Below are 15,854 nucleotides of genomic sequence, written 5' to 3' on the forward strand. Positions count from 1 at the left end.
GCGTCAGTCTCCGAACGGGCCGGCTTTGACGAATGCACCGCCCTGATACTGCGCAGCCGGATCATCCGCAGGCAGCGGCGGCTGTGCTTCGACCTGGGCGCGGAAGATCTCGCTCGTCTCCGTCGGTGTGTAGCCGAGGTGCGCGGCGTGACGGTTGTCCCACCAGCGGTCGCGGTTGTTCGACATGCCGTAGACCACGGTAAAGCCGACGTTCGGCACGAACAGCGCGCGGCGGATGAGCTGTTCGAGGTCGTCGTAACCGAGCCAGGTGACGAGCATACGGCGGTCCTTCGGTTCGGCAAACGAGGAGCCGATGCGGATGGCGACCGTCTCGATGCCATAGCGATCGAAATAGAAGCTGGCGAGCTGTTCGCCAAACACCTTGCTCAGCCCGTAGTAGCCATCGGGCTTGGTGGGCACGGCGCTGTCGATCACCTCGCCCTGCTTGTAGAAGCCGATCGTGTGATTCGAGCTGGCAAACACGATGCGCCGCACGCCATGACGACGCGCCGCCTCGTACAGGTTGTAGGTGCCTGCGATATTGGCCGGCAGGATTTCTTCGAACGGCCGCTCGACCGATACGCCGCCCAGGTGCACGATCGCATCCGTGCCGGCGACAAGCGCATCGACGGCTTTCGCGTCGGCAAGGTCGCACGGCACGATCTCTTCATTGGCACGTGCTTCGCCGAGATTTGATATATCAGACAACCGCAAAGAATCGGCGTATTGGGGCAGACGCTCGCGCAGCACCTTGCCGAGGTTGCCGCCGGCGCCCGTCAGCAGCAGGCGGTGGCAACGCGTGGTCACACCCGCGAGCGGGTCGGTTTGAACGTGGACTTCAGTGGTCATATCAGGTTACCGGGGCGGGGTTGAACAGGGCCAGCGCATTATGCAGACCCAGCTTGTCGGCGCAAACTTGCTTGCGGCCGCTCGCCACGTCAAGAATCAGGTGGAACAGCTCCCAGCCGATGTCGGCAATGCTCGCTTCGCCCGTGGCGATGCGACCGGCGTCAAGGTCGATCAGGTCATGCCAGCGCTCCGACAGCGCCTTACGCGTGGACACCTTGATGACGGGCGCCATGGCCAGGCCGTACGGCGTGCCGCGGCCGGTGGTGAAGACCTGCAGGTTCATGCCGGAGGCCAGCTGCAACGTGCCACACACGAAATCGCTCGCCGGGGTTGCAGCAAAAATCAGGCCCTTGCGACGCACTTTTTCGCCCGGTCCAAGCACGTCGACGATGGGCGTGCTGCCCGACTTCACGATCGATCCAAGCGCCTTTTCCACCACGTTCGACAGGCCGCCCTTCTTGTTGCCCGGCGACGGGTTGGCACTGCGGTCAGTCTGGCCGCCGCTCAAGTAATCGTCGTACCAGGCCATCTCGCGCAGCAGCGCACGGCCGACGTCTTCATTAATGGCGCGCGGCGTGAGCAGATGAATGGCGTCACGCACCTCGGTCACTTCCGAAAACATCACCGTGCCGCCCGCGCGCACGATCAGGTCGGCCGCAAAGCCCACCGCCGGGTTGGCTGTCACGCCCGAAAACGCATCGCTGCCGCCGCACTGCACCCCGACCACGAGATCGGATGCCGGACAGGTTTCGCGCTGGCGCTTGTTCAGGTGTTCCAGGCGGCGCTCGGCCATCTCCATGATGGCATCGGTCATGCCGATGAAGCCGTCAAAGGCTTCGTCCTGCAGACGCAGCACCGGCGAATCCGCCGTGCCGGCCACTTCGATCGGAATGCGCCCACCCGGCGCGAGCTTTTCCGGCACAAGGCGTTCGGGCACAAGCTTTTCGCAGCCCAGGCCGATCACCATGATCTCGCCGCCAAAGTTCGGATTGAGCGCCAGGTTCTGCAGCGTGCGAATCGGCACGATGGCGGCGGGCGCGTTGATGGCGACGCCGCAGCCGTACACGTGGTTGAGCGCCACCACATCATCAACGTTCGGGAAACGCGGCAACAGCTCGCGCTTGATGCGGCCCACGACGTAATCCGTCACGCCCGCCACGCACTGCACGCTGGTCATGATGCCGAGCACGTTCTTCGTGCCGACCGTGCCATCAGCATTGCGATAGCCCTCGAAGGTATAGCCCTCCAGCTTTGCCAGCTTCGGGTCCGGGCGCGTGGCCAGCGGCAGTTCGTCCAGCGCGGGGGCGGACGGCAGCTTCACGGCGTGCTCATTGACCCAGCTACCGCGCGGCAGCGGCTTCACGGCGTAACCGATCACCTCGTTGTAGCGAATGATCGCGTCACCTTCGGCCAAGTCGACCAGCGCCACCTTGTGGCCTTGCGGCACGCCTTCGACGAGCACCGTGCCATCAGCCAGTGCCGTGCCGGCGGGCAGGCCGCGTGCGTTGACGACGATGGCGACGTTGTCACCGTCGTGCACGCGAATCGTAAGCGCCTTTTCAGTTGCGTTGCCGGCCTCAGGGGCCAGCGTCGGTTCAGACATCACAGACTCCGTGATTGATTCAAACGGGTTTGGCTTCAACGCCCCAGGCTCGGACGTTTCGGGTCATACGTCCAGCCCGGCACGAGGTATTGCATGGCCATGGCGTCATTACGCGCGCCAGGGCCCAGGGTCTTGTACAGCGCATGGGCCGCCTTGACGCGCTCCATGTCGATTTCGATGCCGAGGCCCGGGCGCTCCGGCACGGCCACGTGGCCGCCCTGGATGCGCAGCGGCTCGCGCGTCAGGCGCTCCTCGGCCTCCTGCCAGATCCAATGCGTATCGATGGCCGTGATGTTGCCCGGCGCGGCGGCGGCCACATGCGTGAACATCGCCAGCGACACATCGAAGTGGTTGTTGGAATGCGAGCCCCACGTCAGGCCCCACGCGTCGCACAACTGCGCGACGCGCACGGAGCCTTGCATGGTCCAGAAATGCGGATCGGCCAACGGAATATCGGCTGCGTGCAGTTGCACGGCATGGCCCATCTGACGCCAGTCGGTCGCGATCATGTTGGTGGCCGTCGGGATGCCGGTGGCGCGCTTGAACTCGGCCATCACCTCGCGGCCCGAATAGCCGGCTTCGGGGCCGCACGGATCTTCGGCATAGGCCAGCAGATGGCCTTGGCCCTTGCACAGCGCAATTGCCTCATCCAGCGACCACGCGCCGTTCGGGTCCAGCGTGACGCGGGCGTGCGGAAAGCGCGCCTTGATGGCCGCAATCGCTTCCATCTCGTCGGCACCGGGCATCACGCCGCCCTTGAGCTTGAAATCGGCAAAACCGTAACGCGCGGTGGCGGCTTCGGCCAGGCGCGCGATGGCGGCGGGCGTCATCGCGGCTTCGTGGCGCAGGCGCAGCCAGTCGTCGGTGCCCTTTGCGCCATCCAGGTACGGCAGGTCGGTCTTGCCACGGTCGCCAACGTAGAACAGATAAGCGAGCATCGGCGCGCTATCGCGCTGCTGGCCGGCACCGAGCAGTTCGGCCACCGGCACCTCCAGAAACTGGCCAAGCAGATCGAGCAACGCCGCTTCCACCGCCGTGATGACGTTGTCCATGCGCAGGTTGATCTCGTGCGGCTGGCGCAGCACGGCTGCTTCCGAAGCGGACGTGACCTGGTGCACCGTCGCTTGATGCGCGGCATTGCCGCCACCGTCCAGGGCGCGGCGAACGTTGTTCAGCCCGCCGTTGGTACGGCCGATCGATTGACCGACCACCAGCGGAATCACGCGCTCCAGCGCTTGGCGGATGCCCTCCCCGCCCGGCACCTCGCCCACGCCGGTACGCCCGGCGTTGTCCTTCAGGATCACGAGATTGCGCGTAAAGAACGGAGCATGCGCGCCGCACAGGTTCAGCAGCATGCTGTCGTGGCCCGCGACGGGAATCACCTGCATCTCCGTCACCCGAGGTGTGTGCGTGCGTGCGCCGGACTCGATCGATTGCAACGTCACTTACGAGGCTCCCGTGGCTTACAGCGGCTTCAGTTCCACACGCTTGATCTCGCCCACCATGAACAGGTAGCAGACGATGGCGACCAGCGCGTGGATCCCCACGTACACCAGCGCACCGTTGAACGAACCCGTGGTGTTGACGATGTAACCGATGGCGATGGGCGTGGTGATGCTCGACAGGTTGCCGAACGTGTTCATCAGCGCGCCCGACAAGCCGGCGATCTGCTTGGGCGCCGTATCGGAGTTCACCGCCCAGCCCAGCGCACCGAGGCCCTTGCCGAAGAACGACAGCGCCATCACCGCCACCACGATGGCCTGCGCGTCGACGTAGTTGCAGATCACCATGGTCATGGAGAGCAGCATGCCCAGCACGATGGGCACCTTGCGCGCCACCGAAAGCGAGGCACCGCGCCGAAGCAGCGCGTCTGAGATGATCCCGCCCAGAATGCCGCCCAGGAAGCCGCACACCGCCGGGATCGACGCAACGAAGCCCGCCTTCAGGATCGACATGCCGCGCGCCTGCACCAGATACACCGGGAACCACGTGATGAAAAAGTACGTAAGCGCATTGATGCAGTACTGCGCGATGTACACACCCATCAGCATGCGGTTCTGCAGGAGCTGCTTGACGTAACCGAGCTTCGGGCCCTCGGTCTTGGCCACACCCGCGCGATCCATGTTCACCAGGCCGCCGCCGGCTTCGATGTATTCGATTTCGGCACGGTTGACGCCTGGGTGGTCCTTCGGTTCGTGCACGAAGGTTCTCCACACGATCGCCATGACGATGCCGATCACGCCCATCACGATAAACACGTGATGCCAGCCGAACGCGTGCACCAGCCAGGCCATCAGCGGGGCAAACACCACCGTGGCGGCGTACTGCGCAGAGTTGAAGATGGCCGCTGCGGTGCCCCGCTCGTTGGCTGGAAACCACGCGGCCACGATGCGGCTGTTCGCTGGGAAGGACGGCGCCTCGGCTGCGCCCACCAGAAAGCGCAGGCAGAACACCATGGCGATGGCGGCGCCGCCGGTAAAGAAACCGATGGCACCCTGCGCCAGCGTGAAGACCGACCACAGCAGAATGCTGAACGTGTAAACGCGTTTCGAACCGAAGCGGTCGAGCAGCCAGCCGCCCGGAATCTGCGCGATCACATATGCCCAGCCGAACGCCGAAAAAATATAGCCAAGCGACACGGCATCGATGCCGAGTTCCTTCTGCATGGCCGAGCCGGCAATGGAGATGGTCGCCCGATCGGCGTAATTGATGGTCGTCACGATAAACAGCATCGCGAGGATCACGAAACGCACGCGGCTCATGCGCTCAGTGCGCGGCACGGCCTGCGCTCCCACTGCGGGGGCCTTGATGTCCATCGTCTCCTCCTTGCGCCGGCACCAGCCGTGCCGGCAGGATCAAGTCGCCGGGTCCTGTGCGGCCCGGCGTGTTGTTTTTTTCTAATCGACTGCTACGGCTTCACGCCCAGCTTCCATCCACCAGACGGCGGAGCTTCAGCGGGTTGCCGTCTTGCAACGCTTCGGGCAGCAGTTCAGCCGGCAGATCCTGGTAGCACACCGGGCGCAGGAAGCGCTCGATGGCCGCCGTGCCGACCGAAGTCGTGCGTGCATCCGTCGTTGCCGGCCACGGCCCGCCGTGCACCATGGCGTGGCACACCTCAACACCGGTTGGCCAGCCATTGGCCAGAATGCGCCCCGCCTTGCGTTCCAGAATCGGCAGCAGCGAACGCGCGATCGCCGTGTCGCCCGCATCCAGATGCAGCGTGGCCGTCAGCTGGCCTTCAAGCGATTCGGCAAGCGCCCGCAACTCGTCCGCATCGCGGCAGCGCACGACCAGGCCGGTGGCGCCGAAGATCTCGTCGTGCAACGCCGGTTGCGCCTGGAAGCTCTTCGCATCGGTGATGTAGAAGCCGGCTTGCCCGCGGTTGGGTTCGTCGCTGTCTTGGCCGCGTGCAACGCAGCGCACGTTGGCCTCGGAGGCCAGTTTGTCGACGCCACGTGTGTAGGCGCTGTGGATTCCTGCGGTGAGCATCGGCTGCGCAGCCACGCCGCCCATGGCCGCAGCGGCGGCCGCCTCAAAGGCATCCAGTTCCGGCCCGTCGATGGCAAGCAGCAGGCCCGGGTTCGTACAGAACTGGCCCGCACCCATCGTCAGCGACGCCACGTACTGCTGACCCAGCGCAGCAGCACGCTTGGCCAGTGCATCGGGCAGCAGGAATACGGGGTTGATGGCGCTCAACTCGCCATATACCGGAATCGGCTGCGGACGGGCCTGCGCAATGCGCAGCAGCGCCTGACCGCCTGCACGCGAGCCTGTAAAGCCCACTGCCTGAATATGCGGATCGGCCACCAGTGCGCCCGCCACATCGTTGTCCGCCAGGATGAGCGAGAACACGCCCTCCGCCAGCCCGCATTGCGCCACCGCCGCTTGAATGGCACGACCCACGAGTTCAGACGTACCAGGATGCGCCGGATGCGCCTTGACGACCACCGGACAACCCGCAGCCAACGCTGACGCGGTATCGCCACCCGCTACCGAGAATGCCAGCGGGAAGTTGCTCGCGCCGAACACGGCGACGGGCCCCAGCGCAATGCGGCGCATGCGCAAGTCCGAGCGCGGCAACGGCTTGCGTTCAGGCAGAGCCGAATCCAGGCGTGCGCCCACGGCATCACCGGCACGCACCACGCTTGCAAACAACCGGAGCTGATTGCACGTGCGGCCGCGCTCGCCTTCCAGGCGCGGACGCGGCAATGCCGATTCGGCCATCGCGCGTTCGATCAAGGCATCGCCCAGCGCTTCGATCTGGCTGGCGATGGCTTCCAGAAAGGCTGCACGGGTTTCCGGCGCGGTTTCGCGGTAAACGTCAAAAGCCGCGGCGGCCAGTTCAGCGGCACGCGCGGCCTCGGCCTTGGAGGCCAGGGTGAATTCAGGTTCGAGCCATTCCCCGGTGGCGGGGTTCATGGCGCGAACCTTGCCGGCACCACCCGCCACGCGGGCAGCACCCAACAACAGTTCGCCGCTCAATTGCATAAGGATTCCTTGTGTTTTCGGTTGCGCTCAGGCCGCCAGCTTTTCCACTTCGGCAACGCGCGACACCAACGCCGACAGTTCTGCAATCTCGGCGTCGGTCAGGTCGGTCAACGGAGCACGGACCGGACCTGCGTCACGGCCGATGACCTTCATACCGGCCTTGACGATCGACACCGCATAGCCGCGCTTGCGGTTGCGCAGCTGGATGTACGGCAGCACGAACTCGTTGAGCATCTTGTAGACCTTGGCATTGTCGAACGCGCGCACGGCGGCGTAGAACTCTAGCGCGAACTTCGGCACGAAGTTGAAGATGGCCGACGAATACGTCGTCACGCCCATCGTCAGGTACGGCAGCGCAAAGGTTTCGGCCGTCGGCAGGCCGCCGACATAGGTGAAGCGGTCGCCCAGGCGGGCGTAAATGCGCGTCATCAGTTCCAGATCGCCCACGCCATCCTTGAAGCCGACGAGGTTCGGGCAGCGGTCTGCCAGGCGCTCAAGGTGGTTCTCGTCGAGGACCTGGTTGGCGCGGTTGTAGACGATCACGCCGAGCTTGGTCGATTTGCAGACCTGCTCCACGTGAGCGGCCACGCCGTCGGCAGAGGCTTCGGTCAGGTACGGCGGCAGCAGCAGGATGCCGTCGGCGCCGGCAGCTTCTGCGGCTTTGCAGTATTCGATCGATTCGGCCGTGCCGCGGCCGGCCGGGGCGATCACCGGAATCTTGCCGGCGGTTTCAGCCACGGCAGCACGCACCACGTGGTCCGTCTCGGCTGCGGTGAGCGAGAAGAATTCGCCCGTGCCGCCCGCCGCAAAAAGGCCGGCGGCCTCGTGGCTGAACAGCCAGTTCAGGTTGGCGCGATACGCGGCCTCGTCGAACGACAGATCCGACGCCTTGAAGTGCGTGATCGGAAAGGACAGCAGACCGGAGCCAATCTGTTGGGCAAATTCTTTAGGGCTGTATCGGGACATGTCTCGCTCGTGATGAATGCGTGTTGTTGGTGAGCGAATTCTTGCATTGGGATCGATTCAAGTCCAAGCCAACTGCTGACTCGATTGATACAGAACTTGTATTGATACAGGGTCTTCCCTGAGTCGACGATGCGGATGCTGCGGCTGCACGTGGCGGCTCGCTGCGCCGGCTCATCGCCGTGTCACACGGCGCCCTCGGCCTCCACGTAAAAAGCGCATGCCCAAAGTGAAAGTCCGCTATTTCCCGCGCTGATGCGCCAAGACCGAGCCGATTCTTGCATCGGCGATCTTTCCGATTCAAGATAGGCACTGACTCTATCCATACAGTTTTTGAATCGATGTTTGAACTCAGCCAACTCCGCTGCTTTGTTGCCGTGGCCGAAGAACTGCACTTTGGGCGCGCGGCAGAACGCCTGCACATGACGCAGCCGCCGCTGTCACGCCAGGTGCGGCTGCTCGAACATCAGGTCGGTACGGCACTGCTGGAACGCAACAGCCGCTCGGTCAAGCTGACGGCGGCTGGGCGCAGTTTTCTGCCCGATGCGTCTCGCATCCTGCGCTTGGCGGACGAAGCTGCGGCCACGGCCCGGCGCGTGGCGACGGGGGCTGCCGGGCAATTGGCGATCGGCTTTACCGCGTCGGTCGGCTATGGGAAGTTGCCTTCGCTGGTGAGCGCCGTGCGGGCGGCTTCACCGGGCGTGCGGCTGACGCTCAAGGAGATGGTGAGCGGCGCGCAGCTCTCGGCGCTGGATGCGCGCGAGATCGACGTGGGCCTGCTGCGCCCGCCGGTGGAGCACGGCGAGCTGATTGCCGTGCCGTGCTCGCAGGAAGCGCTGGTGATCGCCCTTCCGGAAGCCGTGGCCGACAGTTGGCCGCAACGCCCCAGCCTGCGCGACTGCGAGGGCCAGCCGCTGTTGATGTATTCCCCATACGAGGCGCGCTATTTCCACCAGATGGTCAGCAGCCTGCTGGAGCGCGCGGAGGTGCTGCCCGACATCGTTGAATACGTCAGTCAGATCCACTCGATGCTGGCGCTGGTGCGTGCCGGCATCGGCGTAGCGCTCATTCCCGCAGCGGCGGCCATGCTGCACTTCGAGGGCGTGGTCTATCGCCCGGTACGCACCACGCCGGCCAAGCCGGTCGAACTCTGGATGGCCTATCGCAAGGACAACGACAACCCCGTCTTCAACCTGCTCAAGACGGTGCTGCACAACGCGCTTGCCGAGGGGCGCTGAATTCACCCGGCACCTGATTTGCTGAGGCCATGGGGCGATCCCCCGACAAGGAGGCCTCCATGCCGCAAACACGCCAAAACTATCGACGCTCCGCCATGTGGCCCGCCGCTGTGGCCATCGGCTTGAGCGCGGTGACACTACCGCACCAGGCTCACGGCAAACTGCCACCGCCCACGCCGGCTGAGCAAGCCGCCGCTGCCCAGCAGACCGAGACCGAGCGCGCCCAGAAAGCACAGGAACAGGCCCAGCTGACCGCAGTGCAGGACCGTCTGGCGGCGCGCTTTGGCAAGGGCGGCAACAACGCGCCAGAGGCCGTCACGCCGGTCGCCAACCTGCCCAAGAACGTCGCAGAAGCGCCGGGTTCGGCGGGCCCGCATGGCGGCTCGCGGCCCAGTGCGGAATCGCATTCGGGCAACGCCCGCTAGGCAACCAGCGGAAACCCCGTGTCAAACGTGGTGGCCACTTCCAGCCGCTGTTTGAGCAGACCCACCTTCACGTAGAAATCGGCCGTGCGCTGCTGCTCGGCAATGAGTTGCGGATCGATGGCGCGCCACACGGTCTGCCGCCGCGCAAACTGCAGCCGCGCGGCCTCCGGCGCAATGCCGATGATGCGGGCCAGCGTGGCTGAAAAGCTATCGACATGCTGATACGACCACACCTGCGCGCGCACCACGCGCTGCAGGAAATCGCGCAGCGCGTCGCGCTTGGCGGCCAGGGCCGCGTCGGTCGCCGCCAAGTAGCTGAGTCCCGACCACAACCCGCGTCCGTTGACCAGCACGCGCGCGTGCTTGGCCGTTTCGGCCATCGCGGTGTAAGGCTCCCACGTTGACCACGCATCGATCGAACCGTTGACCAGCGCAAGCTTGGCATCCGCAGGCGGCAGAAAACGGAAGTTGGCGTCGTCCGGGCCCAGCCCTGCAGATTCCAACGCCTTGAGCGCCACGAAATGCCCGATCGACCCGCGGTTCGTGCCGATCGATTTGCCTTTCAGATCCGCGGCGGTCTTCAGCGGAGAATCCGGCCGCACCAGCACCGCCGTGCCGTATGGGTCGGATCGGTTGGCGCCGATCAGTTTGATCCGTGTGCCCGCCGCCAAGGCAAAGATGGCTGGCGCATCCCCAATGGGGCCCAAGTCGACGGCGCCTGCATTGAGCGCTTCGGCCAGCGGTGCGGCCGCCGGAAATTCGGTCCATTGGATGTCGTACTGCACGCCTTTGAGCGCGTCGGCGGCTTCGAGCAGCGCGCGCAGTCCGCCCTTCTGGTCGCCGGCCTTGAGCACGAGGCGGGGTTGCGCGATGGACAAGGCAGGCGCGGCAGCGAGTGCCAGCGTGGATTGCAGAAAACGTCGTCGATGTTGCGGCATGGTGATGGAGCGATGCGGTCGGGGGTCAATGAATGAAGCCGCCTTTCACATAGCGCACCGGTTCGGCGTCCATGCGGGCGATCAAGGCGTCGAGGCCGCTTGTGCTGCGAGCGGTTCCGCGGGCGGCCGAAGTGCACAGGAAGTCAGCATCGGACCATGTGGTGCCCGGTGCGCCGCGTGCGCGCAACCACCCGTTGCGGTCGGCCAGCAACTGCGAGCCGGAGAACGCTTGCGGCGCAGCACCGGCAATGGCGGCGAAGACGCCCCAGGCGTCGGCACCTTCAGCCACGCAGCGCGCCTCAAACGTGCGGGTTGGCGGTGGCAACGTGCCATCCGGCGTGACGAGCAATGTCTGGAAACGCGGGTCTTCCAGCGGGATGCCGGCTCTCGATGCCGCATCCACCGCCACCACCCTCACGCGTTGGCCGTTGCGCCACGTCGCCAAGGATTGAGTCGGCGCATCGCCGCAACGCACGGACAGCGCCGGCAGCGCCACAGGTAGAGGCCAGCCGCCGGCACGCACGCCACCACTCGCGGCCAGCACCTTCATGGCGTCGAGCACCGCCCAGATATCGGCGTCGCTCAGTCGATCGGCAAATGCAGGCATGGTGGACGCGCCTTGTGTATCGACCATGCCGTGGGCGATGTGCCAGAACAGTTCGCCATCGGCATGACGGCCAAGCAATGGGCCGAACACCGTTGGCGGCCAACGCGTGAGCGTGGCCGCCAAGGGGCCTTCGCCTCGGCCATCTGCGCCGTGGCAGCTTGCACAGGCCGCGTTGTAGATGCGCGTGCCCCGCGTGATGGATGCCACCGAAAACGCCGTCGGGCTGACATGGAAACTCGTCGGCACGGCGGGCGCGAGCACAACCGCCGACGGCCACGGGGCCACCACAAGCAGTCCCGCCGCGACACCTGACGACACCGGCCGCCACCGCCGCACGAGCACGGCGATCACGACGGCCACCAACGCGAGCATCGAGGCAATCAGCGTCAGGCCAAGTTGCCGCGCTTGCCCAAGATCGATCAGCAGGGTTTCACCGGCGATGCGTACATCCCATGGCCACGCGGGCTGCCCGTGCGCCTCGCCTGTCAGTCCAAGCGTGTGCAGCAGCACCAGCACGCCGTGCTGCGCCCATTGCAGAAAGCCAAGCAACGCGTTGAGCCAGACCGTCGCTTCCGGTCCGCTCATGATGGTGCCGCCATCTACCAGGTCTCACCCAAGCCGAGATGACCGAGCGCCTCGTGCCGCAACGCGCTCAAGCGCGGGTCGCCGCGATGGCGCGGGTAAGGCAGATCCACCGTCAGTTCCGCCGTGATGCGCGCCGGACGCGGGCTGAAAATGACCACACGCTGCGCCAGGAACAGCGCCTCCTCCACATCGTGCGTCACCAGCACGGTCGAGAAGCGCGCGCGTTGCCAGAGCGTCACCAGCTCGCTCTGCATGGCCAGCCGCGTGAGTGAATCCAGCTTGCCCAGCGGCTCGTCCAGCACCAGCAACTGCGGATCGTTGACCAGCGCACGCGCCAGCGCCACACGTTGCGCCATGCCGCCCGACAGCTCATGCGGAAACGCCCGATGAAAGCCGCCCAGGCCCACGCGTTCCAGCGCGTCGTCCACGCGGTCACGCTCTGCATTGAGCACGCCGCGGGCTTGCAGGCCCAGCGCGACGTTGTCCCACACGCGGCGCCACGGATAGAGCGTCGGGTCCTGGAAGACCACCACACGTGATGGGTCCGGCTCGCTGATGGGCTTGTCGTCCTGCAGGATGCGGCCATGCGTGGGCGGTTCCAGCCCCGCGATCAGGCGGAGCAGGGTGGACTTGCCGCAACCGCTTGGCCCCAGCAGCGCAACGAACTCACCCGGCTGGATGGTCAGGCTCACGCCGTCGAGCACCTGCAGCGGATTGGCGCGGCTGCCGAACCAGTGGCTGACGCCCTGCACGTCGATGCGTGCGCCGACTGCGGCCGCAGGCGGCGGCGCCTCGCGTTCGAGCACGGCTACCATTTCAGCGTCCCCTTCTGCCAGACCAGCGCGCGGTCACGCACCTTGAAGAGCAGCGTGATGATGCTCGAGAACAGCAGCGCCATGACGATCAGCGCGGCATACATGTTGACGTACGATGCCCAGCCTTGCGCCCAGGTCAGGTACCAGCCGAGGCCCGACTTCACGCCCATCATCTCCGCCGTCACTAGCACCGTGAACGACGCGCCCAGCCCCATGAACAGCCCCACAAACACCTGCGGCAGGGCTGCCGGAATCGCCACACGCAGTACGAGGAACGCGTTGGATGCGCCCAGCGTGCGGGCAACGTCGTAGTAGCTCTTGCTCACGCCCGCCACGCCGGACCACGTGAGCACCGCCACGGGAAAGCCGGCAGCCAAGGCGATCAGGAAAGCCGCCGCCGAATAGCTCGACGGGAAGAAGTAGAACGTGATCGGCAACAGCGCCGTCGCCGGCAACGGCCCGAGAATGCGCAGCACCGGATGCACCCAGTAGCCCACCGCGCGCGACCAGCCGATCGACACCCCCACCAGAAAGCCCGTCAACGCACCAAGCAGATAGCCAATGCCGAGCAACTTGAGCGTATTCAGCACGCTGTCGCCCAGACGCGGCCAGTCTTCCGAATACACCTCGATCAATGCCTGCGGCGGCGCAAAGAACGGTGTGGGCAATGCACCGGACTTGGCGGTCAGCACCTCCCACAAGGCCAGCACCACAGGCACGGCGATCAACCACGGCCCGGCCGGCTGCAACGCTTCCTGCACAGGCCGCAACGGGGACACATGGCCCGCCGCCAACGCCACCACGAACAGCGCAATGCCGACGATCAACGCGGCAACGCCCAGCTCCGCCGTGAACGCCCAATCGCTGAAGCCGACCACGTGGTTGGGCCAGCGCCACGTCAGCAGCCCGAAGGCGGCCCAGGCCAATGCGGCCACGGCGCCGGTGCGCCATGCACCTCCGCGCTCGACGGCATCGGCAAATGGGTTGGACAGCGCGGCGTGCGCCTCCAGTGTTTGCGGGATGGTGCTCATGTCGATGTGTTCCTCATCTGCTCATGTGCTCACGCACCGTGCGTCAGGCCAGCACATTCACGTACACGTGCTGCGCAAGGCGCTGCGGATCGGTGGTCTTCTTGATGACGCCGATGCGGCGGAAGTCTTCCGCGTAGAAGGCGATCTCGTCGCGCAGGTCGACGCCGGTCGGGTGATGCGTGTACGTGAGCGTGGCGTAGAGCTTGCGCAAGTCATCCAGCGCCACTTTGGGCGAATACTTGGCAAACACCTTGGCGGCCTCATTCGGGTTCTCGTTGACGAAGTCCGTGGCCTGCACAATCGAACGCGCCAGTGCTGATGCTGCCGGACGGTCATTGCGCACCAGTTCGCCCCGTGCGCCGATGACGCAGCAGACCTTGCGTGCGTATTCACCGGAGAGGTTCGTGGCCAACTCCACATACGCGCCGTTCGTACGTTTCTCCAGCAGGTAGAGGTTCGGATCGCCGTCGGCAATCGCCTGGATCTCGCCTTTGTCCACCGCCACGCCCAGCAGGTCGGCCGGGTACTGGCGCCAGGTGATGTCCTTGTCCGGGTCAATGCCGTTCTTGGCCAGCAGGATGGTGAAGAAGTGCTTGCCCGGCGCGGCAAGATCGCTCACGCCCACGGTCTTTCCCTTGAGCGCCGCCAGGTTCGTGACGCCTGCCGCCTTGGAACCCACAAGCCGCACACAACCGCCATGCGAACTGCCGATGATCTTCACGTCGAAGCCCGCCTCCAGCGGCTTGAGCCAGCGGTGGATCATGCCGACTGCAGCGTCCGCCTTGCCTGTGGCGATGGATTCGAGCAGTTGATCGGTCGAGCCGCTGTAGTTGATCAGATCGACGTGCAGTCCGTTCTTTTCGAAGAAGCCGCGTTCCTGCGCCACCACGATGGGCGTCAGGCAGAACGAGTTCTGGTTCCACGCAAGGCATTGCGCCCCGCCATGAATGCGAATGAAGTTACGTCACCACCTGCATTGCACTAACGAATAATTTCAACGCTGCATATACGGCATAGGTCGTTCGTGGCGCCTGGCAACCCGGATACGCTGTGCGCCAATGTCACCTGCTTCGCACATTGCATCGCCATGTCGCCTGCTCCCTTGCATCGTCTGCCAACGCCGCCCGACCGGCTTGCCGCAGTGCTGGCCACCATTGCTCCGCAGCTGGCCGCGTCCGCCGCAGAGCACGATCAGTACGGCAGCTTCCCGCACGAAAACTTTGCGTTGCTGCATGCTTCGGGGTTGATCGCGCAGGTCATTCCGCAAACGCATGGCGGTGGCGGCGCGGGCCTGAAAACGGCACGCCAGATCATTGCGTCCATCGCGTATGCCGATGCAGCCACCGCGCTGGTGCTGACGATGACGTACCTACAGCATCGCGCCATTGCACGTGCCGATACGCGCTGGCCCGCGCATGTTCGGCAACAGGTGTTTGCGACTGCGCTGAATGAAGGCGCGCTCATCAACGCGCTGCGCGTGGAGCCCGACCTCGGCACGCCCGCACGCGGCGGTTTGCCCGCCACAGTGGCAACGCGCGTGGGCAACAGCTGGCGCATCCGGGGCCGCAAGCTCTACAGCACCGGCAGCCCTGCCCTGCGCTGGCTGTCCGTGTGGGGCCGCACCGATGAGGCCGAGCCGCGCGTGGGTATCTTTCTCGTGCCGCGTCCGTTGCCGGAAACACCAGGTATCCGCATCGAAGAAACCTGGAACCACCTCGGCCTGCGCGCCTCGGGCAGCCACGACGTCATCCTCGAAGATGTGGAGATTCCGCTCGACCACGCCGTCGATATCCGCCCTGCTTCGGAATGGGCAGCGCACAGTGCCGCGCAAGCCGACACGGCCGCGCAACTCGACCAGCAAGCCTGGATGAACGTGCTGCTCGGCAGCCTGTACGACGCCGTGGCGCAGGCCGCGCGCGACTGGCTCATCCAGTTTCTGAACACGCGGGCACCGGCCAACCTGGGCGGGCCGCTGGCCACGCTGCCGCGCATGCAGGAAGTGGTGGGCGAGGTTGCCGCCGCGCTGCAAACCAACCGCGTGCTGCTCGATCATGCAGCCGAAGCCGCCGATGCGGGCGCGCCGCTTTCCATCACCGACAGCGGGCTGCTCAAGTACACCGTCACCACCAACGCGATCCGCGCCGTGGAGTTGGCGCTGCAGGTGTCCGGCAATCACGGGCTGTCGCGCCACAACCCGCTCGAGCGCCACTATCGCGATGTGCTGTGCAGCCGCATTCACACGCCGCAGAACGACTCCATCCTGCTGGCAGCCGGCCGTACTGCGCTCGGGGTTTAGCTGGACGCCGCCAATC

At 65.4% G+C, this 15,854-nt stretch carries 13 protein-coding genes and 1 pseudogene; 3 read left to right on the forward strand and 11 right to left on the reverse strand.

All coding sequences use genetic code 11. The annotated features are described in order from the left end of the window. Positions 1-3: 3 nt before the first annotated feature. The 6 genes from N5B55_RS20450 to kdgD form a co-directional block, all read right to left on the reverse strand. The gene (locus N5B55_RS20450; protein ID WP_304539868.1) at positions 4-849 is read right to left on the reverse strand and encodes an NAD-dependent epimerase/dehydratase family protein; all 846 of its coding nucleotides are present in this window, start codon (positions 847-849) and stop codon (positions 4-6) included. A gap of 1 nt (position 850) precedes the next feature. Further along, on the reverse strand, positions 851-2,452 hold the full coding sequence (gene garD / locus N5B55_RS20455) for a galactarate dehydratase (RefSeq protein WP_009241832.1): 1,602 nt from the start codon (positions 2,450-2,452) through the stop codon (positions 851-853). A 35-nt stretch (positions 2,453-2,487) separates the two neighbouring features. After that, on the reverse strand, positions 2,488-3,897 hold the full coding sequence (locus tag N5B55_RS20460; protein ID WP_304539869.1) for an enolase C-terminal domain-like protein: 1,410 nt from the start codon (positions 3,895-3,897) through the stop codon (positions 2,488-2,490). Between the two features lie 18 nt (positions 3,898-3,915). Beyond that, positions 3,916-5,268, reverse strand: a complete 1,353-nt coding sequence (locus N5B55_RS20465) for an MFS transporter (protein WP_304539870.1) — start codon at positions 5,266-5,268, stop codon at positions 3,916-3,918. 100 nt (positions 5,269-5,368) lie between these two features. Next, positions 5,369-6,940, reverse strand: a complete 1,572-nt coding sequence (locus tag N5B55_RS20470; protein WP_304539871.1) for an aldehyde dehydrogenase (NADP(+)) — start codon at positions 6,938-6,940, stop codon at positions 5,369-5,371. 27 nt (positions 6,941-6,967) lie between these two features. Beyond that, positions 6,968-7,906 (reverse strand): 5-dehydro-4-deoxyglucarate dehydratase, encoded by a 939-nt coding sequence (gene kdgD, locus N5B55_RS20475; protein ID WP_116575991.1) that lies wholly within the window; start codon positions 7,904-7,906, stop codon positions 6,968-6,970. A 338-nt stretch (positions 7,907-8,244) separates the two neighbouring features. Between kdgD and N5B55_RS20480 the strand changes: the two genes are divergently transcribed. Then, on the forward strand, positions 8,245-9,141 hold the full coding sequence (locus tag N5B55_RS20480) for a LysR substrate-binding domain-containing protein (RefSeq protein ID WP_154206000.1): 897 nt from the start codon (positions 8,245-8,247) through the stop codon (positions 9,139-9,141). Positions 9,142-9,200: 59 nt separating this feature from the next. Continuing rightward, positions 9,201-9,566, forward strand: coding sequence for a hypothetical protein (locus N5B55_RS20485; RefSeq protein ID WP_304539872.1), 366 nt, complete (start codon positions 9,201-9,203; stop codon positions 9,564-9,566). Here the strand turns inward: N5B55_RS20485 and N5B55_RS20490 are convergent. The 5 genes and pseudogenes from N5B55_RS20490 to N5B55_RS20510 form a co-directional block, all read right to left on the reverse strand. Continuing rightward, complete coding sequence (locus tag N5B55_RS20490; RefSeq protein ID WP_304539873.1) at positions 9,563-10,504, reverse strand: ABC transporter substrate-binding protein; 942 nt, start codon at positions 10,502-10,504, stop codon at positions 9,563-9,565. The two genes, N5B55_RS20485 and N5B55_RS20490, sit on opposite strands and share 4 nt — an antisense overlap. A 25-nt stretch (positions 10,505-10,529) precedes the next feature. Beyond that, the gene (locus N5B55_RS20495) at positions 10,530-11,696 is read right to left on the reverse strand and encodes a c-type cytochrome (protein WP_304539874.1); all 1,167 of its coding nucleotides are present in this window, start codon (positions 11,694-11,696) and stop codon (positions 10,530-10,532) included. 14 nt (positions 11,697-11,710) lie between these two features. After that, positions 11,711-12,511 carry an ABC transporter ATP-binding protein gene (locus tag N5B55_RS20500; RefSeq protein WP_065854760.1) on the reverse strand — a complete coding sequence of 267 codons (801 nt, stop codon included), beginning with the start codon at positions 12,509-12,511 and terminating at the stop codon, positions 11,711-11,713. After that, positions 12,505-13,542 (reverse strand): ABC transporter permease, encoded by a 1,038-nt coding sequence (locus tag N5B55_RS20505; protein ID WP_304539875.1) that lies wholly within the window; start codon positions 13,540-13,542, stop codon positions 12,505-12,507. Before N5B55_RS20505 ends, N5B55_RS20500 begins: the two co-directional genes overlap by 7 nt. A gap of 43 nt (positions 13,543-13,585) precedes the next feature. Further along, a pseudogene (locus tag N5B55_RS20510) lies at positions 13,586-14,467 on the reverse strand (ABC transporter substrate-binding protein); the annotation flags it as partial. A gap of 162 nt (positions 14,468-14,629) precedes the next feature. Here N5B55_RS20510 and N5B55_RS20515 point away from each other — a divergent pair. After that, positions 14,630-15,838, forward strand: a complete 1,209-nt coding sequence (locus N5B55_RS20515) for an acyl-CoA dehydrogenase family protein (RefSeq protein ID WP_304539876.1) — start codon at positions 14,630-14,632, stop codon at positions 15,836-15,838. Positions 15,839-15,854: the final 16 nt, after the last annotated feature.

The sequence above is a fragment of the Ralstonia pickettii genome, assembly GCF_030582395.1.
Taxonomy (GTDB): Bacteria; Pseudomonadota; Gammaproteobacteria; order Burkholderiales; family Burkholderiaceae; genus Ralstonia; species Ralstonia pickettii_D.

Bases quoted from the DNA above. Each gene is read 5' to 3' on its own strand.
- kdgD (WP_116575991.1), bottom strand. From the start codon at position 7,906: ATGTCCCGATACAGCCCTAAAGAATTTGCCCAACAGATTGGCTCCGGT.
- N5B55_RS20495 (WP_304539874.1), bottom strand. From the start codon at position 11,696: ATGAGCGGACCGGAAGCGACGGTCTGGCTCAACGCGTTGCTTGGCTTT.
- N5B55_RS20480 (WP_154206000.1), top strand. From the start codon at position 8,245: ATGTTTGAACTCAGCCAACTCCGCTGCTTTGTTGCCGTGGCCGAAGAA.
- N5B55_RS20500 (WP_065854760.1), bottom strand. From the start codon at position 12,511: ATGGTAGCCGTGCTCGAACGCGAGGCGCCGCCGCCTGCGGCCGCAGTC.
- N5B55_RS20470 (WP_304539871.1), bottom strand. From the start codon at position 6,940: ATGCAATTGAGCGGCGAACTGTTGTTGGGTGCTGCCCGCGTGGCGGGT.
- N5B55_RS20450 (WP_304539868.1), bottom strand. From the start codon at position 849: ATGACCACTGAAGTCCACGTTCAAACCGACCCGCTCGCGGGTGTGACC.
- N5B55_RS20515 (WP_304539876.1), top strand. From the start codon at position 14,630: ATGTCGCCTGCTCCCTTGCATCGTCTGCCAACGCCGCCCGACCGGCTT.
- N5B55_RS20485 (WP_304539872.1), top strand. From the start codon at position 9,201: ATGCCGCAAACACGCCAAAACTATCGACGCTCCGCCATGTGGCCCGCC.
- N5B55_RS20490 (WP_304539873.1), bottom strand. From the start codon at position 10,504: ATGCCGCAACATCGACGACGTTTTCTGCAATCCACGCTGGCACTCGCT.
- garD (WP_009241832.1), bottom strand. From the start codon at position 2,452: ATGTCTGAACCGACGCTGGCCCCTGAGGCCGGCAACGCAACTGAAAAG.
- N5B55_RS20505 (WP_304539875.1), bottom strand. From the start codon at position 13,542: ATGAGCACCATCCCGCAAACACTGGAGGCGCACGCCGCGCTGTCCAAC.
- N5B55_RS20465 (WP_304539870.1), bottom strand. From the start codon at position 5,268: ATGGACATCAAGGCCCCCGCAGTGGGAGCGCAGGCCGTGCCGCGCACT.